General features: G+C 60.2%; 21 protein-coding genes and 1 pseudogene. 11 read left to right on the forward strand and 11 right to left on the reverse strand.

Features of this window, described 5'->3' with window-relative positions; genetic code table 11:
• Window positions 1-29: 29 nt before the first annotated feature.
• Window positions 30-1757, reverse strand: a complete 1728-nt coding sequence (gene ggt, locus LOY68_RS20440) for a gamma-glutamyltransferase (RefSeq protein WP_163913808.1) — start codon at window positions 1755-1757, stop codon at window positions 30-32.
• 148 nt (window positions 1758-1905) lie between these two features.
• Here ggt and LOY68_RS20445 point away from each other — a divergent pair, with 148 nt between their 5' ends.
• A complete protein-coding gene (locus tag LOY68_RS20445; protein WP_265045817.1) occupies window positions 1906-2421 on the forward strand; it encodes a methylated-DNA--[protein]-cysteine S-methyltransferase in 516 nt (171 codons plus the stop codon).
• Window positions 2422-2530: 109 nt separating this feature from the next.
• On the opposite strand, the gene LOY68_RS20450 is transcribed toward LOY68_RS20445, so the two are convergent.
• From LOY68_RS20450 to LOY68_RS20465, 4 genes and pseudogenes are all read right to left on the reverse strand, one after another.
• The gene (locus LOY68_RS20450; RefSeq protein ID WP_265039473.1) at window positions 2531-3124 is read right to left on the reverse strand and encodes an NUDIX domain-containing protein; all 594 of its coding nucleotides are present in this window, start codon (window positions 3122-3124) and stop codon (window positions 2531-2533) included.
• A gap of 144 nt (window positions 3125-3268) precedes the next feature.
• Window positions 3269-4270: pseudogene (locus LOY68_RS20455) on the reverse strand (chitinase); the annotation flags it as partial.
• 41 nt (window positions 4271-4311) lie between these two features.
• Entirely contained in the window at window positions 4312-4947 is a 636-nt protein-coding gene (locus LOY68_RS20460) for a lytic polysaccharide monooxygenase auxiliary activity family 9 protein (protein WP_163913803.1), read from the reverse strand.
• Between the two features lie 222 nt (window positions 4948-5169).
• Window positions 5170-5607, reverse strand: a complete 438-nt coding sequence (locus LOY68_RS20465) for a hemerythrin domain-containing protein (RefSeq protein ID WP_054614137.1) — start codon at window positions 5605-5607, stop codon at window positions 5170-5172.
• Window positions 5608-5750: 143 nt separating this feature from the next.
• Between LOY68_RS20465 and LOY68_RS20470 the strand changes: the two genes are divergently transcribed.
• On the forward strand, window positions 5751-6182 hold the full coding sequence (locus LOY68_RS20470) for a GNAT family N-acetyltransferase (RefSeq protein WP_265039474.1): 432 nt from the start codon (window positions 5751-5753) through the stop codon (window positions 6180-6182).
• Window positions 6183-6307: 125 nt separating this feature from the next.
• On the opposite strand, the gene LOY68_RS20475 is transcribed toward LOY68_RS20470, so the two are convergent.
• Window positions 6308-6658, reverse strand: coding sequence for a hypothetical protein (locus LOY68_RS20475; protein ID WP_054614135.1), 351 nt, complete (start codon window positions 6656-6658; stop codon window positions 6308-6310).
• Between the two features lie 149 nt (window positions 6659-6807).
• Here LOY68_RS20475 and LOY68_RS20480 point away from each other — a divergent pair, with 149 nt between their 5' ends.
• From LOY68_RS20480 to LOY68_RS20525, 9 genes are all read left to right on the forward strand, one after another.
• Window positions 6808-7053: a hypothetical protein gene (locus LOY68_RS20480; protein ID WP_054053620.1), complete on the forward strand. Its 246-nt coding sequence runs from the start codon at window positions 6808-6810 to the stop codon at window positions 7051-7053.
• A 21-nt stretch (window positions 7054-7074) separates the two neighbouring features.
• Window positions 7075-7404, forward strand: a complete 330-nt coding sequence (locus LOY68_RS20485) for a DUF6388 family protein (RefSeq protein ID WP_054053622.1) — start codon at window positions 7075-7077, stop codon at window positions 7402-7404.
• Window positions 7405-7439: 35 nt separating this feature from the next.
• Window positions 7440-8144 carry a YoaK family protein gene (locus LOY68_RS20490; protein WP_163913797.1) on the forward strand — a complete coding sequence of 235 codons (705 nt, stop codon included), beginning with the start codon at window positions 7440-7442 and terminating at the stop codon, window positions 8142-8144.
• Window positions 8145-8374: 230 nt separating this feature from the next.
• Entirely contained in the window at window positions 8375-8767 is a 393-nt protein-coding gene (gene tusD, locus LOY68_RS20500) for a sulfurtransferase complex subunit TusD (protein ID WP_054614132.1), read from the forward strand.
• Window position 8768: 1 nt separating this feature from the next.
• Window positions 8769-9131, forward strand: coding sequence for a sulfurtransferase complex subunit TusC (gene tusC / locus LOY68_RS20505; RefSeq protein ID WP_054614131.1), 363 nt, complete (start codon window positions 8769-8771; stop codon window positions 9129-9131).
• Entirely contained in the window at window positions 9131-9424 is a 294-nt protein-coding gene (gene tusB / locus LOY68_RS20510) for a sulfurtransferase complex subunit TusB (protein WP_265039475.1), read from the forward strand. The genes tusC and tusB overlap by 1 nt, the downstream gene beginning before the upstream one ends.
• Entirely contained in the window at window positions 9421-9756 is a 336-nt protein-coding gene (locus LOY68_RS20515; protein WP_265039476.1) for a TusE/DsrC/DsvC family sulfur relay protein, read from the forward strand. Before tusB ends, LOY68_RS20515 begins: the two co-directional genes overlap by 4 nt.
• On the forward strand, window positions 9753-10754 hold the full coding sequence (locus LOY68_RS20520) for a glycosyl transferase family protein (RefSeq protein WP_265039477.1): 1002 nt from the start codon (window positions 9753-9755) through the stop codon (window positions 10752-10754). The genes LOY68_RS20515 and LOY68_RS20520 overlap by 4 nt, the downstream gene beginning before the upstream one ends.
• Window positions 10755-10843: 89 nt before the next feature.
• Window positions 10844-11845 (forward strand): glutathione S-transferase family protein, encoded by a 1002-nt coding sequence (locus LOY68_RS20525; RefSeq protein ID WP_265039478.1) that lies wholly within the window; start codon window positions 10844-10846, stop codon window positions 11843-11845.
• A 100-nt stretch (window positions 11846-11945) separates the two neighbouring features.
• On the opposite strand, the gene cysG is transcribed toward LOY68_RS20525, so the two are convergent.
• The 5 genes from cysG to lolA form a co-directional block, all read right to left on the reverse strand.
• Window positions 11946-13340, reverse strand: a complete 1395-nt coding sequence (gene cysG, locus LOY68_RS20530) for a siroheme synthase CysG (RefSeq protein ID WP_265039479.1) — start codon at window positions 13338-13340, stop codon at window positions 11946-11948.
• Window positions 13341-14621 carry a serine--tRNA ligase gene (gene serS, locus LOY68_RS20535; protein WP_265039480.1) on the reverse strand — a complete coding sequence of 427 codons (1281 nt, stop codon included), beginning with the start codon at window positions 14619-14621 and terminating at the stop codon, window positions 13341-13343. It lies immediately after the preceding gene.
• 16 nt (window positions 14622-14637) lie between these two features.
• The gene (gene crcB, locus LOY68_RS20540; protein WP_027614675.1) at window positions 14638-15012 is read right to left on the reverse strand and encodes a fluoride efflux transporter CrcB; all 375 of its coding nucleotides are present in this window, start codon (window positions 15010-15012) and stop codon (window positions 14638-14640) included.
• Window positions 15012-16334 (reverse strand): replication-associated recombination protein A, encoded by a 1323-nt coding sequence (locus tag LOY68_RS20545; protein ID WP_054053640.1) that lies wholly within the window; start codon window positions 16332-16334, stop codon window positions 15012-15014. The genes crcB and LOY68_RS20545 overlap by 1 nt, the downstream gene beginning before the upstream one ends.
• A gap of 142 nt (window positions 16335-16476) precedes the next feature.
• Complete coding sequence (gene lolA / locus LOY68_RS20555) at window positions 16477-17100, reverse strand: outer membrane lipoprotein chaperone LolA (RefSeq protein WP_054053642.1); 624 nt, start codon at window positions 17098-17100, stop codon at window positions 16477-16479.
• Window positions 17101-17148 lie beyond the last annotated feature (48 nt).

Below are 17148 nucleotides of genomic sequence, written 5' to 3' on the forward strand. Positions count from 1 at the left end.
ATACCTCCGTCCCCCTCTGATGACAACCTTCAATAACCGAGCGACAGCCCCGTATTGCGGCGCGGATCATTCGCCCCGTAGTAGCGGTTCTTGCCCACCGGTTTGCCGCCCAGTGAAGGCGCGCCGACCAGGATCGCCGCCACATGGTTGGCATCCTGCGGCCCGGCGAACTTATGCCCCCAACTTTCGAGCAGCTTCACCGTGTCCGGGCTGGTGGTGAAGGTCTCCAGATTGGTTTCTTCCGGCAGCCACTGCTGATGGAAACGCGGCGCATCCACGGCTTCCTGGATGTTCATGCCGTAGTCGATCACGTTGAGTATGGTTAACAAGGTCGCGGTGATGATGCGGCTGCCACCCGGCGTGCCGACCACCATCACCACTTTGCCGTCCTTGGTCACGATGGTCGGGCTCATGGACGACAGCGGCGCCTTGCCGGGCGCGATGGCGTTGGCCTCCCCTTGCACCAGGCCGTACATGTTCGGCACGCCGATTTTCGAGGTGAAGTCGTCCATTTCATCGTTGAGGATGACCCCGGTTTTACTCGCCATGACCCCGGCGCCGAACCAGTCGTTGAGGGTGTAGGTCATCGAGACCGCGTTGCCCCATTTGTCGACGATGGAGAAGTGCGTGGTATTGCTGCCTTCATGCGGCGCTACGCCGGGTTTGATCTCGCGGGACACGCCGGCCTTCTGCGGTTGAATCGCGGTGCGCAGTTTGGTCGCGTAGTTTTTGTCCAGCAGATGGGCGATCGGGTTCTTCACGAAATCCGGGTCGCCGAGGTAGCTGTTGCGGTCCACATAGGCGTGGCGCATCGCTTCAATCTGATAGTGCATGCCTTGGGCCGAGTGGTAGCCCAAGTCTTTCATCGGGTAGCCGTCGAGGATGTTCATGATCTCGCAGATCACTACACCGCCGGAGCTTGGCGGTGGCGCCGAGACCACGTGGTAGCCACGGTAATCGCACTCCACCGGGGCCAGTTCGCGGGTTTTGTATTTGTCGAGGTCGGCCTGGGTGATGATGCCTTTGTTGGCCTGGCTGGAGGTGACGATGGCGTCGGCCACCCAACCTTTATAGAAACCGTCGGCGCCCTTCTCGGAAATTTCCCGCAGGGTCTTCGCGAGGTCTTTTTGCACCAGCTTCTGCCCGACCTGCATCGGCTCGCCGTTGCTCAGGAAGATCGAGCCCGAGTCGCGCATGTCTTTTTTGAAGACATCGGTGGCGTACTCCAGCAGATCAACATCGCCCTGCTCCAGCTCAAAACCGTCTTCAGCCAGCTTGATGGCTGGCGCTATCACTTCCTTGCGCGGTTTGGTCCCGTATTTGCTCAGGGCCAGTTCCATGCCGGACACGGTGCCCGGCACGCCCACGGCCAAGTGGCCACGGGTGCTCAGGTCCGGAACGACGTTGCCGTCCTTGTCCAGGTACATGTTGGCGGTAGCGGCCAGCGGGGCTTTTTCGCGGAAATCGAGGAAGGTCTTGCGCCCGTCCGCCAGTTGAATGGTCATGAAACCGCCGCCACCCAGGTTGCCCGCTGCGGGATAGACCACCGCCAGCGCATAAGCAACCGCGACTGCGGCATCTACCGCGTTGCCGCCGTTCTTCAGTTCATCCACGCCGACGTGGCTGGCCAGATGCTGGGCCGTGACCACCATGCCGTTTTCAGCCGCAACCGGGGCCACGGAGGCTGCGTAAGCACTGAGGCAACTGAGCGCCAATGTGGTCGCAATCAGCGATTTGGCAAAAGGTTCGAACTTCATGATTCGGTCTCTTTTTTGTTTTTAGGCTCTGCAATAACAGAGGGAACGCTTCAAGAGCAGTAGCCAGTATGGCTGGGATTACGTATTGCGCCTCCCCGATCAGGCAGTATGCTTGCGCTCTATTCAGCCGTTTTCGGAGTTCGCCGGCATGCGCTACACCTTCACCACCATGACCTCCCCGGTTGGCGAGTTGAAGCTGGTCGCGAACGGTTCGAGACTGGCGGCCATCCTCTGGGAAAACGACAAACCGAACCGGGTACGACTCGGGCCGATGGATGAAGCGCCGGACAACCCGATCCTGTTGCGCACCGTTCAACAGTTGCAGGAATACTTTGCCGGCACACGAAACCGCTTCGACCTGGAGCTGGACTTTGCCGGGACCGATTTTCAGAAAAAGGTCTGGCAGGCGCTGCTGACCATTCCGTTTGGCGAGACCCGCAGCTACAGCCAGATTGCCGAGCAGATCGGTAATCCCAGCGCGGTTCGGGCGGTGGGCGCGGCGAATGGCAAGAACCCGATTTCAATTGTGGCGCCATGCCACCGGGTGATCGGGGCGTCGGGGAAGTTGACCGGGTTTGCGGGAGGGCTTGAGGCGAAGGAGAGATTGCTGACGCTGGAAGGTTGCGAGTGGTCGGGGGTGGGCCGGACGGGCGACCTGTTCTGACTGACCCAGACACCACCCTGTAGGAGCTGCAGAAGGCTGCGATCTTTTGATCTTGCCTCTGCATTAAAAGATCAAAAGATCGCAGCCTTCGGCAGCTCCTACCCTGGCCTTAAGCGGGGGCGAAGAGGTTCTTCATCGCCGCATATTGCAGCAACATAATCGTCTTCGCATCGCAGATCTCTCCGCGATAAAACGCCTCAAGTGCCTCGTCGAATTTCCACTCCAGCACTTCCATCTCTTCGGTCTCTTCCTCCAGCCCGCCGCCATCACTGACTTTCGACGCAGCGTCGTATTCGGCGATGAAGAAATGCAGTTTCTCGGTCACCGAACCGGGGCTCATGTAGGACTCGAAGACTTTCTGCACGTGATGAACGCGATAGCCGGTTTCTTCTTCGGCTTCAGCGCGGATGCGTTCTTCGGGATCGGCGCCCTCCAGCAGTCCGGCGGCCACTTCGATCAGCAAACCATCGTGACCGTTGACGAACACCGGCAGCCGAAACTGACGCGTCAGCACCACGGTCCGCTTCTCACGGTTGAACAGCAGAATCGCCGCACCATTGCCACGGTCATAGACCTCGCGAGTCTGGCGCTGCCATTCGCCGTTGTTACGCTGATAGTCGAAGGTGATTTTCTTCAGCAGGTACCAGTCGTGGGACAACACCTGGGAGTCAACGAGGTTGACCCGGTCGGCTGTATTCGCCATCACAACGCATCCTTTTTTCGTGAGAGGATCCCCATGGTAGGCGAAAACCAAAAAGCCCGGCATCTCTGCCGGGCTTCTTTTTTACAGCGGGTTGGCGACTTCGGTTGCCGCGAAGGCTTCCTCATGGGAAGACAACCGCTTGCCGTTGATCAACGGCCCGTAGCGACGACTGAATTCCCAGTTGTACGGCACGTGGTCCTTGTTGACGCCATTGTCCCAGTTCACCGACCAGGTCATCAGGCCTTTGATCGAGAGCCCTTTGGCGTCCAGACGCTTGAAGGCATTCACCACTGCCGCCGGGTTGATCACGTAACCGGTGGCCGCCGCGTCGACGTTGGCCGGCAGGCCGATGACAAACTTGTCCGCCGGGATCCTGGTGAACCCGCGAGTCCCGCTCACCAGACTTTCGGTCAGGTAGAACAGGAAATCTTCTTTCATCGCGTCATTGTTCTGGGCGATCCACGCACCGTTGCCGTTGTTGGCTTCTTGCACCCAGATCCCGTCACCGCCCTGGTTGTAATACTGCGGGGCGATGAAGTCGTAATAACCTTCCAGGGCCTGGAGGTAACCGACGTATTTGCCAGCGGTGGTCAGGTATGGGAATTCCGGCGCCATGCTGATGATGAAGTGTTTGCCTTCACCGGCGTAGTGGTCCTTGACCAGTTTCAGCGCGGCAGGCAGGACGGTCTTGTTGTCGGCGAAATCAATCGCGCTCTGTTCAAGATCGATGTCCAGGCCATCGAAACCATAGGTTTCCACCAGGCGGATGATTTCGTTAGCCAGTGGCTGCTCGTTGCCTTTGTGCAATTCGATGTGCGCATCGGCGCCACCGAGGGAAATCAGCACCGCGCGGCCTTGGCTGTTCAGCACGCCGACCTGGCGTCGGAACTCGGCATCGGACAGGTTGTACGGTTTGAAGGTCGGGATGCCGTTGCCTTTCATGAAGGCCACGGCCACCACGTTGTAATCCTTCGGCACATCCTGCAGCGCGATGTTGGCGAACTGGCCGCGCTGGTAACCGTCGCTCGGCCCCGCAGGCCAGTTGTGCCAGAAGCCCATGAGGATCTTCTTGCCGGCGATGCTCGGCATCAACGACGCAGCGTCGCTGACGGCAGATTTCAATAACGTAAAGTCGAATTTAGACATGTTCTATTCCTTCAGAACGGGGGTGGGTTAACGCTGCGGACTTACTTGAAGTCCACGTCGAACGCTTGATAGAAGGCGTTGCCGGTGTTGGCGACGATCCACATCAACACGATCACGTGATGGCCTTTTTTGTTGGCCGGCAGTGTCACTTCGTGGTTGACCTTGGCCTTCATTTCGGCGGAATGGCTGTAGTACGGGACCTGGGTGTAGAAATCCTCGGCGAACGGCTTGGCTTCAAGCTGTGCGCGGGAGATGCGCTGCTTCGAATCCCAGCCATCCTTGGTGATCAGCCAGCGATAACCACGTGTGACGTGCGGCGCGGTGTATTCCCAGGTGACCTTGAAAGTCTGGCCAGGGTCGACGTTCAGCAGCGGCCAGGCAAACGGTCGGTTGAGTTTTTTGCTCAGTTCTTCGTTGGTGAAGTTGATGCAGTCACGGGCATCGGTCTTGCCGCCGCTGAGGATGAAACCATCGGCCGGAGGCGTAACGCTGTCACTGTCGGTTTGATACGGCGCCGGGAACGGGCCGGCAGTCAGCGACGGGAAGTTCTTGCCGCCTTCCATCTCGTTGACCTGCCAGTTACCCAGCAGTCCCAGCTCGACAGCGACCGCGCCGCGGCTGGAAGGGGATGTGACACGACCGTGTCGCAGTTCGGGTTGAGTCTGTGGTTTGTTCATTTTTTTCACTCCGTTGATTGATGAACTCTCCTTCCTGAGGAGAGGCCTTCAACCTAACGGAGCTGCTTTTTTTGTCCACCGAGCGGATTCTCGTTGCCGCTGCTGCCTGCTTGGGTAATCCCCCGAAAATACTGGATATACAGCCAGTACTTTGAGCCAACTCCTACAGCCCTTGTAGGCGAAGACCTACAGTGCGAGGCAGCAATCGGAACCCTTCTCAGCTCAAGAAAGTTGTTCCTTGTATTCCTTTTCGTATTTGCCGGCGAGGGACTCTTTCTGCTTGTCGTCGAGCAACTTGCCGGCCATCTGGAAGAACTTCTGCTCTTCTTCCTTCAGGTGGTGATGGACCTTCTCGGAGAGTTTTTTCGCCGTCACCAGCCACGTCGGATCCGACATCTCGGTCTCGTCCAGGGTCTCCATCATTTCGTCCATCTCGTGGTGTTCGGAGATGGCGTGCCGGCTCAGGTCGACGCCGTTGTCGAACTCCATCAGCGGGATGTAGAAATGCCGTTCCTCCGCAGTCTCGTGGGCCTGGAGTTCAGCTTTGAGCTGCTTGTAGGCTTCGACCCGTTCCGGGGTGTCGCCGCTGGTCTTGATCAGCGCGTCCGCATAGCTGCGCTGGCGGTCGTGGCTTTCGCGCAAGGCTTCGAAAATGTTCATTGGCTATCCTCATGGCCGCGTTCTGAATTGACGCTCTAGAGGCTAGACATCTGCGCGCGAGCGACGGTTCCACTGGCGTTCGGGGATGGAACAAAGTCGGCGAGCCAGATAATCTCCGGGGTCACCGCCATAAGGACATAGCCATGAGATTGCGTATCGAACGCTCGCAAGATCCCACCAACGAAGAGCGCGAGGCCATCCTTGCACCGCTGCGCGCCTATAACGCGGCGCAAGCGGGGCTCGCCAAACCAGAGCCGGTTGCGTTGCTGGTGCGCGACGACAACGGCGAGATTCTCGGCGGACTTTATGGCCGGGTGTTTTACCAATGGCTGTTTATCGAGCTGTTGTCGGTGCCGGAAGAAGGCCGGGGACTGGGGCTGGGCTCGAAACTGATGCAGATGGCCGAAGAACTGGCGCAGGAGAATGAATGCGTAGGGATCTGGCTCGACACCTTCAGTTTCCAGGCGCCGGAGTTTTACAAGAAGCTGGGGTATAGCGAGTTTGGGCAGATTGTTGATTACCCGCCTGGGCATAAGCGCCACTTTTTCCAGAAGCGCCTGATTCATACCCTTTAAACACAAATCCCCCTGTGGGAGCGGGCTTGCTCGCGAAGGCGATTTAACATTCAACATTGATGTCGACTGACACACCGCTTTCGCGAGCAAGCCCGCTCCCACAGGGGATCTTCATCTGCCATCAATTACAAACAAGTCGCCAACGCCGCCAACCGACGCTTGCTCACAAAATCGTCGTGCTGCGAGTAGAAACTCAACTGCGTCCCGGAAGCATCGCTGCTCAAGTCCACAAACACTTCCGCCGACCGGGTGTACACCGTCGAACCACCCTTCTTGCCCGGCTGCAGATAAGCCCCGGCGTCCACCCCGAATACAGCTTCGTCCTGCCAGGCGAATTGCACGCACTGGGCGACGACTTTTTCCGGTTTGTCCGAGTTCAGGACCTTGGTCGGGGATTTGGTGCGGGAGTCTTCCATTACCGAGCCCGCGCAGCCCGCCAGCAGGGTTGCGGCCAGCGCCACCATCAGAATTCGCATTGTGTTCGCTCATCAAGAAAAAGCGGACTGTATCACCGTGGCGCGGCGTATCGTTCTGCTTTACTTCATTTATACCGCGACACCGCGTGACGATTCGCGCACCCTGTCGCGCAATTAATAGCGCATCACCTCTTTTTCTGGAAAGCCACATGACACCCAACGCCGAATTTTACAAACCAACCGCCGAATACGCGGACAAGCTGATCAGCCAGATCGGTCAGACCCCTTCCTGGATCGCCAAGCGCATCGGCGTCACCGACAAGCGGATCCGCTACATCCTCGACGGCGAACGGACCGTCAAGGGCGAAACCACGCCGATCCAGATGACCTACCCGGAGCAGTTCGCCCTCGAATGCCTGGCCGCAGCGGCCAAGGCCAAGAAGCAGTCTTCGTAACCTGACCTGCAAGGAGCGACCATGGCAGCCACCGAACAGCAACACGAGCAGGCACTGAAAAAGTTTCTCGATGAGCGCCCGGAATTGCGCCACGAGCTCGATAATCTCAACCCCCTGCTCGCCCAGGCCAAGGGTGAAACCCCGGCCCAATACCGCGACGAGCGCTTGCACGAAGCCTTCGAAGCCGAGGCCGAGCGCCTGGACTTGTTTGCCTGGGAGCTGACGTTGCAACTGACCGCCGCCACCGCCGAGGACTATCAGGCGCAGCGCATGGAAGTGCACAAGGAAGTGGCAGAAATGGCTGGCATGGACTGGCTGGAGTATTGCGAGTTATATGGATTGAGTAAGTGACCATTACGGTCACTATCTGAGGACGACCTGCACCGATGCTGCCATCCGCCTCGACTCACCGGGCCAGCCCGGGTCATCTGCATATCCAGAAATGGCGTGGGCGCATCGGCATGACGCTGGTGGCCACGCTGTCGGTGCTCGCCGGAATGACCGACGCCATTGGCTTCATGGCCAGCGGCGACTTCGTGTCCTTCATGAGCGGCAACACCACCCGCCTCGCCGTGGCGATCAGTGATGGCGACTTTGGGCTGACGCTGCGGCTGTTGATTCTTGTGGCAACGTTCATTGTCGGTAACGCGCTGGGCATTGTCGTCAGCCGCCTCGGCGGACGTCGGGCGCTGCCATTGCTGTTGTGTATCGCCACCCTGCTCTGCGGCGCCGCCGCGTGGCCGTATGACGAGCAACTGCCGGCGCTGCTGGCGGCGATCATCGCCATGGGCATGCTCAATGCGGCCGTGGAAGAAGTGAACGGCCTGCCGGTCGGCCTGACCTACGTCACCGGCGCCCTGTCGCGGTTTGGCCGGGGCCTGGGGCGCTGGATGCTGGGCGAACGGCGCAATGGCTGGCGGGTGCAGTTGATTCCCTGGACCGGCATGTTCGCCGGCGCAATCCTCGGTGCGGTGCTGGAACATCATCTTGGGCTCAAGGCGTTGTTTGTCAGCGGGTTGTTGGCCGGGGTGGTGGGGTTGCTGTCGTTGAAGATTCCGCGGCGGTGGCAGTTGGGGTATATGCCGCGCTAATGATCAAACACCGATCCACTGTGGGAGCGGGCTTGCTCGCGAATGCGGTGTGTCAGGCAACAATGATGGCGACTGACACTCCCTCTTCGCGAGCAAGCCCGCTCCCACATTGAGCCGGTGGTGTCCATGCCGGCCAGTTTCACCGTCAGCCTGGGTCCACGAGCAAACGCCCTTCGCCGCCTCAGCGATAAAGCTTTATCATGGCCGCAGTTTTGCTGATCGAGTCCGTCATGAAGTTCGCCATCGCGCTGTTTTCCGCCGCCCATGCGCCCTCCTCGCGCCGTGCCTTGCTGTTCGCCCAGGCCGCGCTGGCCGGCGGGCATGAGATTGTCCGGCTGTTTTTCTATCAGGACGGTGTCTACAACGCATCCGGCAGCGTGGTTACGCCTCAGGATGAACAGGACTTGCCCAAGCAATGGCGCGCATTTGTCGCCGAGCATCAACTGGACGGCGTGGTGTGCATCGCCGCCGCGCTGCGTCGTGGTGTGTTGAACGATGAAGAAGCCAAGCGCTATCAGCGCGAAGCGGTAGCCGTCGGTGCGCCGTGGGAATTGTCGGGTCTCGGTCAGTTACACGACGCGGTGCAAGACGCCGATCGCCTGATCTGTTTCGGAGGCGCGTGAGATGGCTAAATCCCTGTTGATTATCAGCCGTCAGGCGCCATGGTCCGGGCCGAGCGCGCGGGAAGCACTGGACATTGTGTTGGCCGGCGGCGCATTCGATCTGCCGATTGGCCTGCTGTTTCTTGATGACGGGGTGTTCCAGCTCGCCGCGAAACAGGATGCAAAAGCCCTGCAACAGAAAGACCTGAGCGCTAACCTGCAAGCGCTGCCGATGTTTGGTGTCGAGGACCTGTTTGTCTGCGCCGACAGCGCCGCCGAACGTGGCCTGGACCCGAGCGCACTGGCGCTGGAAGAAGCCCAGGTGCTGGCCGCCGCCGAAATCACCGCCCTTATCGACCGTTACGACCAGGTGATCACCCTCTGATGTCGACTTTGCATGTGTTGTCTCATTCCCCGTTCGGCGATGATCGCCTGACCAGTTGCCTGCGCGTGATTGGCGCCAACGACGCGCTGCTGCTGTCCGGCGACGCGGCGTATGCCTTGCAATCGGGCACTGTGCCGTTCAATGCGCTGATCGCTCGCAACCTGAAACTGTTCGTACTGGCGGAAGACGCCCAGGCCCGGGCGTTGAATGTTCCGGACTGGGCCGAAGCCATCGATTACCCGGCCTTCGTCGAGTTGTCGATCCACTACGACAAGGTCAACAGCTGGCTATGAATTCCCTGACCGTCGGCGCCCGCGCCATCGAGCTGGACAAGGATGGCTTTCTGGTCGAACTGAGCGACTGGTCCAACGACGTGGCCAGCGCCCTCGCTGCGGCCGAAGACATCGAGTTGAGCCCCGAGCACTGGGAAATCCTTGAACTGCTGCGCAGCTTCTACGACGAATTCCAGTTGTCCCCGGCGACCCGGCCGCTGATCAAATACACCGCGTTGAAGCTCGGCCCGGAAAAAGGCAACAGCCTGCACCTGAACCGACTGTTCAAAGGCACCCCTGCCAAACTCGCCGCAAAACTGGCGGGCCTGCCCAAACCGACGAATTGCTTATGACCGACTTTCCTGCACTGACCCTCGAAACGCCCGCCGAGCACCCGTTCGCCCAGTTCGTGCGCATCCTCGGCAAAGGCAAGCGCGGCGCCCGTGACCTGACTCGCGACGAAGCCCGGGAAGCCATGGGCTTCGTGCTGGACGACAAGGTCGAGGACACTCAACTCGGCGCCTTCCTGATGCTGTTGCGGCACAAAGAAGAAAGCGCCGAGGAGATGGCCGGGTTTACCGAAGCCTTGCGTGAACGGTTGCAGCCCCCGGCCTTGCAGGTCGACCTGGATTGGCCGACGTATGCCGGCAAGAAGCGTCATCTGCCGTGGTATCTGCTGGCCGCCAAGTGCCTGGCGCAAAACGGTGTGCGGATTTTCATGCACGGCGGCGGCGCGCACACGGCGGGTCGGCTGTACAGCGAGCAACTGCTGGAAGAATTGAAGATCCCGCTGTGTCGCGACTGGCAACAGGTGGGTGAAGCGCTGGATAACGGCGGTCTGGCATTTATGCCGCTGGTGGATTGGGCGCCGCAGCTTCAGCGCATGATCGACCTGCGCAATACCTTGGGCCTGCGTTCGCCGATCCACTCCCTCACGCGCATCCTCAATCCGTTGGGCGCGCGCTGTGGCCTGCAGAGTATTTTCCATCCGGGCTATCAAGCCGTGCATCGCGATGCCAGCGGCTTGCTCGGCGACACTGCAATTGTGGTCAAGGGCGATGGCGGCGAAATCGAGATCAACCCGGACGCCGACAGTCATTTGTACGGCACCACCGGCGGCGAGAGCTGGGACGAGGAATGGCCGCAATTGTCGGCGCAGCGCCACGTCAAACCGGCGAGCCTTGATCCTGAGCATCTGAAAGCCGTATGGCGTGGTGATGTGGTCGACAGCTACCCGCAAATGGCGCTGATTTCGACCATGGCCCTGGCCATGCGCGGCCTCGGTCAGACCCGCGAACAAGCCTTCGAAACCGCCCAACACTACTGGGATGCGCGGGACAGATCGATTTAACCGATCATAACCGCCCAACCTTTGCGCTATTTTATCGAACCTATGCGCATAGACTCCTCTCCAACGCTTATTGGTTGAGGAGTCTTGAAATGGGTTTGTTAGTTGAAGGCCGCTGGCACGACCAGTGGTATGAAAGCAGCAAGGACGGCGCGTTCCAGCGCGAGCAGGCGCAGCGTCGCAACTGGGTGACCGCCGATGGCCAACCCGGCCCGAGCGGTATCGGTGGTTTCGCCGCCGAGGCCGGTCGCTATCACCTCTACGTGTCCCTCGCCTGCCCGTGGGCGCACCGCACGCTGATCCTGCGCAAACTCAAAGGCCTCGAATCCCTGATTGATGTGTCCGTGGTCAGTTGGTTGATGCTGGAAAACGGCTGGACCTTCGACAAGAACCTCGGCTCCACCGGCGACAAGCTCGATCACTTCAACTTCATGCACCAGCGCTACACCGCCGACACCGCCGACTACACCGGCCGCGTCACCGTGCCGGTGCTGTGGGACAAACAGAAGCAGCGCATCGTCAGCAATGAATCGGCGGAGATCATCCGCATGTTCAACAGCGCGTTCGACGACCTGACCGGCAATGACCTGGATTTCTACCCGGCGCCGTTGCGGGGCGAGATTGATGCTTTGAATGATCGGATTTATCCGGCCGTGAACAACGGCGTGTACCGCGCCGGGTTTGCCACGTCGCAGCAGGCTTATGAAGAAGCCTTCGATGATGTGTTTGCCGAGCTGGATCGACTGGAATTGTTACTGGGCGAGAACCGCTATTTGGTTGGCGAATACCTGACGGAAGCGGACATTCGGTTGTTTACCACGCTGATTCGCTTTGACGCGGTGTATTACGGGCACTTCAAGTGCAACCTGCGGCGGATTGCCGATTATCCGAATCTGTCGAACTGGCTGCGGGAGTTGTATCAGTGGCCGGGGATTGCCGAGACGGTGGATTTTGAACACATCAAGAATCACTATTACGGCAGCCACAAGACCATCAACCCGACGGGTGTCGTGCCGAAAGGTCCGGCGCAGGATTTCACAGCGGCCCATGATCGGGCGCGGTTGAGTGGGAAAGGGGTTTGGCAGAAGCGTTAAGATCAAAAGATCGCAGCCTTCGGCAGCTCCTACATGGGATTGCGTAACCCTGTAGGAGCTGCCGAAGGCTGCGATCTTTTTCCAACAGGCGACGCAGAAATCAGACCTGCGCCTGAGCGCCTTCAAACCACGCCAGTTTCTCGCGCAGTTGCACGACTTCCCCAACGATCACCAGCGTCGGCGCATGCACTTCGTGCTCCGCCACCATCTGCGGGAGATCGGCCAACGTCCCGGTAAACACCCGCTGATTGACCGTGGTGCCCTGCTGAATCAACGCCGCCGGGGTATCCGAGGCGCGACCATGCTTGATCAACTGCTCGCAGATGATCGGCAAGCCCACCAGCCCCATGTAAAACACCAGGGTTTGCGCCGGGGCAACCAAGTCAGCCCAAGGCAGATCGGTGGAGCCGTCCTTCAGATGCCCGGTGACGAACCGCACCGATTGCGCGTAATCACGATGCGTCAGCGGAATCCCCGCATACGCCGCGCAACCACTGGCCGCCGTGATGCCCGGCACGACCTGGAACGGAATGCCATGGGCCGCCAGTTCTTCGATCTCTTCACCGCCACGGCCGAAGATGAACGGATCACCGCCCTTCAACCGCACCACGCGTTTACCGGCCTTGGCCAGATCCACCAATTGCTTGTTGATCTGATCCTGCGGCACGGCGTGATCGGCGCGACGTTTGCCGACGTAGACCCGCTCGGCATCGCGACGGCACAAATCCAGAATCGCCGGAGCCACCAAGCGGTCGTAGAGCACCACGTCGGCTTGTTGCATCAGGCGTAAAGCGCGGAAGGTCAGCAGGTCCGGATCACCCGGGCCGGCACCGACCAAATACACTTCACCGGTTTTTGTCGGCGGCTCACCAGCGATTTTCGCCAGCAGCAAGCGCTCGGCTTCCGCGCCCTGCCCGGCCAGTTGTCGGTCGGCAATCGGGCCCTGGAAAACATCTTCCCAGAACGCCCGACGCTGCTGCACATCCGGCAGCAGGCCTTTGACCTGATTGCGGAAACGCGCCGCCAGACCGGCCAGTTGACCGTAGGTGGAAGGAATCCAGGTTTCGATTTTCGCGCGGATCAGCCGCGCCAGCACCGGCGCATCGCCGCCGCTGGAGATGGCAACAATCAGCGGCGAACGGTCGACAATCGCCGGGAAGATCACGCTGCACAGGGCTGGCGCATCCACCACGTTGACCGGCACGCAACGCCGATGGGCGTCGGCGGACACTTGCGCGTTCAACGGTTCGTCGTCGGTAGCGGCGATGATCAGCCCGCAACCGTCCAGATCCGTTTCGAGGTAGCCACGCAACAGGCACTCGCCACCGCTGCCGGTCACCAGTTCGCGCAATTGCGGTTCGATTTCAGGTGCGACCACCCGCAGCAGCGCACCGGCTTCGGCCAGCAGGCGGGACTTGCGCAAGGCAATCTCCCCACCGCCGACGACCAACACACGACTGCCGCGCAGGTTATGAAACAGCGGCAGATAGTCCATTTAGCCGATGACCTCAAGGCCACCCATGTACGGCTTCAGTACGGCTGGCACACGGATCGAACCGTCGGCCTGCTGGTAGTTTTCCAGCACCGCCACCAGCGTACGACCGACCGCCAGGCCGGAACCGTTCAGGGTGTGAACCAATTCAGGCTTGCCGGTTTCCGGGTTACGGAAACGCGCTTGCATACGACGGGCCTGGAAATCGCCGCAGTTGGAGCACGACGAGATTTCGCGGTACTTGTCCTGGCTCGGAATCCACACTTCCAGGTCGTACGTCTTGACCGCGCTGAAGCCCATGTCGCCGGTGCACAGCGCCAGGGTGCGATAAGGCAGTTCCAGCAGTTGCAGGACTTTCTCGGCGTTGGCGGTCAGGCTTTCCAGCGCTTCCATCGAAGTCGATGGTTCAACGATCTGGACCATCTCGACTTTGTCGAACTGGTGTTGGCGGATCATGCCGCGCGTATCGCGACCCGACGCGCCGGCTTCACTGCGGAAGCACGGGGTGTGGGCAACGAACTTGATCGGCAGCAGTTTCGAATCGACGATTTCGCCGGCAACGATGTTGGTCAGCGACACTTCGGCGGTCGGGATCAGGTACAGATCGGCTTCGCCTTCGCGGCTGATCTTGAACAGGTCTTCTTCGAATTTCGGCAACTGGCCAGTGCCTTGCAAAGCCGGCGCCTGGACCAGATAAGGCGTGTAGGCCTCTTCGTAACCGTGTTCGCTGGTGTGCAGATTGATCATGAACTGCGCCAGAGCGCGGTGCAGACGGGCGATCGGGCCACGCAGCAAGGCAAAGCGTGCGCCGGACAGCTTGGCGGCGGTTTCAAAGTCCAGCCAACCGAACTTCTCGCCCAGGGCCACGTGGTCCTGAATCGGGAAATCGAAAGCAGTCGGGGTGCCCCAGCGGCGCACTTCGACGTTGCCGTCTTCGTCTGCGCCGACAGGTACGGATTCATGTGGCAGGTTCGGGATGCCGAGCAGGATCGAGTCCAGGTCGGTCTGGATCTGGTCCAGTTCAACCTTGCCGGCGCTCAATTCGTTCGCCATGCGCTCGACGTCTGCCATCAACGGCGCGATGTCTTCGCCGCGCTGCTTGGCCTGACCGATGGATTTGGAGCGCGCATTACGTTCAGCCTGCAGTGCTTCGGTGCGGGTCTGGACGGTCTTGCGCTGTTCTTCCAGCGCTTCGATGCGCGCAACATCCAGCGTGTAGCCACGGGATGCCAGGCGGTCCGCTACGTCCTGAAGGTTGCTACGTAACAGTTTGGAATCGAGCATGTCGGTCTCTCGTTTATCAAAGTTTGGTCAAGGACAGGCCAGCCCAGGTGGCGAGCAGCCCGCCGAATACGCTGATGGCAGCATAGCCCAGGGCCAGCGGCACTTGCCCGCTTTCAAGCAGGCGCACCGTATCCAGTGAAAAGGATGAAAAAGTCGTCAGCCCCCCGAGGAAGCCGACCATCAACCCGGCGCGCACCTCGATCGGCACCTCCGGGCGTATCAAAAACAGACCGTATAGAACGCCGATCAGCAAACAGCCGACGATATTAACGGCCAACGTCGCGGTATAGAAGTGCCGCGGCCAATTAGCGTTGACCCAGTTGCCGGTGGCAAAGCGCAACAGCGTGCCGGCGATCCCGCCGACGGAAACCGCAACGATCAATGGAAGCACTATTTTCTCCGCTGCCGGGGGCTCAGACGATCAAGTTGTGCGAGGTGGTTGAGCTTCTCGCCGATCTTCAATTCCAGGCCGCGCGGCACCGGTTGATAGAACGGTTGTGGTTCAAGCTCTTCCGGGAAGTAGTCTTCGCCGGCGGCATAAGCGTCCGGCTCATCGTGCGCATAGCGATATTCATCGCCGTAACCCAATTGCTTCATCAGCTTGGTCGGCGCATTGCGCAAGTGCAGCGGCACTTCCAGCGAACCGTGCTCGGTGGCGCTGCGCATCGCGGCTTTGAAACCCATGTACACCGCGTTGCTTTTCGGCGCGCAAGCCAGGTAGGTGATGGCCTGGGCTACCGCCAACTCGCCTTCGGGACTGCCGAGGCGCTCCTGCACTTCCCACGCCGCCAGGCACAGGCTCAGGGCACGTGGGTCGGCATTGCCGATGTCTTCGCTGGCCATGCGCACCACGCGTCGGGCCAGGTACAGCGGATCGCAACCGCCATCGATCATGCGCGCGAACCAGTACAACGCGCCGTCGGGGTTGGAGCCGCGCACGGATTTATGCAGTGCGGAAATCTGGTCGTAGAACGCTTCGCCGCCCTTGTCGAAACGCCGACGCGTATCGCCGAGCAGACTTTGCAGCAGATCGATGCCGATTTCGCTGTCGTCTTCGGCCAGGTCGGAAGCGTTTTCCAACAGGTTGAGCAAACGCCGGCCATCGCCATCGGCGGCGGACAGCAGCATCTGGAAGCCTTCGTCGCTGAGGGTCAGTTGCCGCTTGCCCAGGCCACGCTCTTCGGTCAGCGCGCGGTGCACCAATTTGCGCAGGGCCGCTTCGTCGAGGCTTTTGAGCACGTAGACGCGCGCCCGTGAGAGCAAGGCGTTGTTGAGTTCGAAGGATGGGTTTTCGGTGGTCGCGCCGATGAAAATCAGCGTGCCGTCTTCCACGTACGGCAGGAACGCGTCCTGCTGGGACTTGTTGAAGCGGTGCACTTCGTCGACAAACAGGATGGTGCGCTTGCCGTACTGGCCGGCCTGCTGCTTGGCGATTTCCACCGCCTGACGGATTTCCTTCACTCCGGCCAACACCGCCGAGACCGTTTCGAAATGCGCATCCGAGACTTCCGCCAGCAACCGCGCCAGGGTGGTTTTGCCCACGCCCGGCGGCCCCCAGAAGATCATCGAGTGCAGGGCACCCTGCTCCAGCGCTTCGCGCAAAGGCTTGCCGCGAGCGAGCAGGTGTTCCTGACCGACGTACTCATCCAGATTGGCTGCGCGCAGGCGGGCGGCCAAGGGTTGAGCAATCGGGGCACTGCGAAACAGGTCCATCACAACTTTCTGAAACCTCACTGAGTCCTGGTGCTGCCCCCTGTGGGAGCGGGCTTGCTCGCGAATGCGGTGTGTCAGGCAACAATGATGGCGACTGACACGCCCTCTTCGCGAGCAAGCCCGCTCCCACAGGGGCGGCGGTTTATTCCTGGATCACGTCCGCACCCTTGGGGATGTCGAACTTGAACTTGGACGCCGGGATCGGTTCGTTGGCTTTCACGCCGGTGAACAGGATGTTGGTGCGCTGACCGACGCTGTCGATCAGTTGCATGTCATTGACCAGACCATTGCGGAACGACAGGCGCAGGCTGTCGAACAGGGTGTCCTTGGTTTTCGGCTTCAAGGTGAAGTCGATCACGCCGCCGGCTTCCTTGGCGCTGATGTCGAAGCTCTGGCTGATCTTGGACACGTCACCGGACAGCAGCAAGGCCGGGGTCTGGGTCAGGCGCAGGTCGAGGGTCTTGATGGTGACCTGTTCCAGATCCGGGTCCCACAGGGTGACTTTCTTGCCGTCGGAAACCATGGTTTGTTCAGCCGGCGCATTGGTGTGCCAGTAGAACAGTCCCGGACGCTGCAGCGACATGTCGCCAGCGGTTTCCTGCAATTGGGTGCCGCTGCCATCCAGGGTCAGCTGCGAGAAACGCGCAGTCAGGGTCTTGGATGTTTCCAGCAATTGGGTCAGGCGCGCCACGTCCTTGTCATCGGCGTGGGCCGAGAGTGTGGTCAAAGCCAGTACCGGCAGCAACAGCATGCGGATAAGACGCATGGGAGTCCTCTTGATATGCGTGGGGATGCGGCGGTGCGTCATTGCTCC

Source organism: Pseudomonas sp. B21-053, assembly GCF_026016365.1.
GTDB lineage: Bacteria > Pseudomonadota > Gammaproteobacteria > Pseudomonadales > Pseudomonadaceae > Aquipseudomonas > Aquipseudomonas nunensis.

What these genes read in the sequence shown, in the direction of transcription:
- LOY68_RS20450 (WP_265039473.1), bottom strand. Translation starts at nt 3,124, where the DNA reads ATGGCGAATACAGCCGACCGGGTCAACCTCGTTGACTCCCAGGTGTTG.
- tusB (WP_265039475.1), top strand. Translation starts at nt 9,131, where the DNA reads ATGTCGACTTTGCATGTGTTGTCTCATTCCCCGTTCGGCGATGATCGC.
- LOY68_RS20460 (WP_163913803.1), bottom strand. Translation starts at nt 4,947, where the DNA reads ATGAACAAACCACAGACTCAACCCGAACTGCGACACGGTCGTGTCACA.
- lolA (WP_054053642.1), bottom strand. Translation starts at nt 17,100, where the DNA reads ATGCGTCTTATCCGCATGCTGTTGCTGCCGGTACTGGCTTTGACCACA.
- LOY68_RS20475 (WP_054614135.1), bottom strand. Translation starts at nt 6,658, where the DNA reads ATGCGAATTCTGATGGTGGCGCTGGCCGCAACCCTGCTGGCGGGCTGC.
- LOY68_RS20445 (WP_265045817.1), top strand. Translation starts at nt 1,906, where the DNA reads ATGCGCTACACCTTCACCACCATGACCTCCCCGGTTGGCGAGTTGAAG.
- ggt (WP_163913808.1), bottom strand. Translation starts at nt 1,757, where the DNA reads ATGAAGTTCGAACCTTTTGCCAAATCGCTGATTGCGACCACATTGGCG.
- tusD (WP_054614132.1), top strand. Translation starts at nt 8,375, where the DNA reads ATGAAGTTCGCCATCGCGCTGTTTTCCGCCGCCCATGCGCCCTCCTCG.
- LOY68_RS20490 (WP_163913797.1), top strand. Translation starts at nt 7,440, where the DNA reads ATGCTGCCATCCGCCTCGACTCACCGGGCCAGCCCGGGTCATCTGCAT.
- LOY68_RS20515 (WP_265039476.1), top strand. Translation starts at nt 9,421, where the DNA reads ATGAATTCCCTGACCGTCGGCGCCCGCGCCATCGAGCTGGACAAGGAT.
- serS (WP_265039480.1), bottom strand. Translation starts at nt 14,621, where the DNA reads ATGCTCGATTCCAAACTGTTACGTAGCAACCTTCAGGACGTAGCGGAC.
- LOY68_RS20480 (WP_054053620.1), top strand. Translation starts at nt 6,808, where the DNA reads ATGACACCCAACGCCGAATTTTACAAACCAACCGCCGAATACGCGGAC.
- cysG (WP_265039479.1), bottom strand. Translation starts at nt 13,340, where the DNA reads ATGGACTATCTGCCGCTGTTTCATAACCTGCGCGGCAGTCGTGTGTTG.
- tusC (WP_054614131.1), top strand. Translation starts at nt 8,769, where the DNA reads ATGGCTAAATCCCTGTTGATTATCAGCCGTCAGGCGCCATGGTCCGGG.
- LOY68_RS20525 (WP_265039478.1), top strand. Translation starts at nt 10,844, where the DNA reads ATGGGTTTGTTAGTTGAAGGCCGCTGGCACGACCAGTGGTATGAAAGC.
- LOY68_RS20485 (WP_054053622.1), top strand. Translation starts at nt 7,075, where the DNA reads ATGGCAGCCACCGAACAGCAACACGAGCAGGCACTGAAAAAGTTTCTC.
- LOY68_RS20470 (WP_265039474.1), top strand. Translation starts at nt 5,751, where the DNA reads ATGAGATTGCGTATCGAACGCTCGCAAGATCCCACCAACGAAGAGCGC.
- LOY68_RS20465 (WP_054614137.1), bottom strand. Translation starts at nt 5,607, where the DNA reads ATGAACATTTTCGAAGCCTTGCGCGAAAGCCACGACCGCCAGCGCAGC.
- LOY68_RS20545 (WP_054053640.1), bottom strand. Translation starts at nt 16,334, where the DNA reads ATGGACCTGTTTCGCAGTGCCCCGATTGCTCAACCCTTGGCCGCCCGC.
- LOY68_RS20520 (WP_265039477.1), top strand. Translation starts at nt 9,753, where the DNA reads ATGACCGACTTTCCTGCACTGACCCTCGAAACGCCCGCCGAGCACCCG.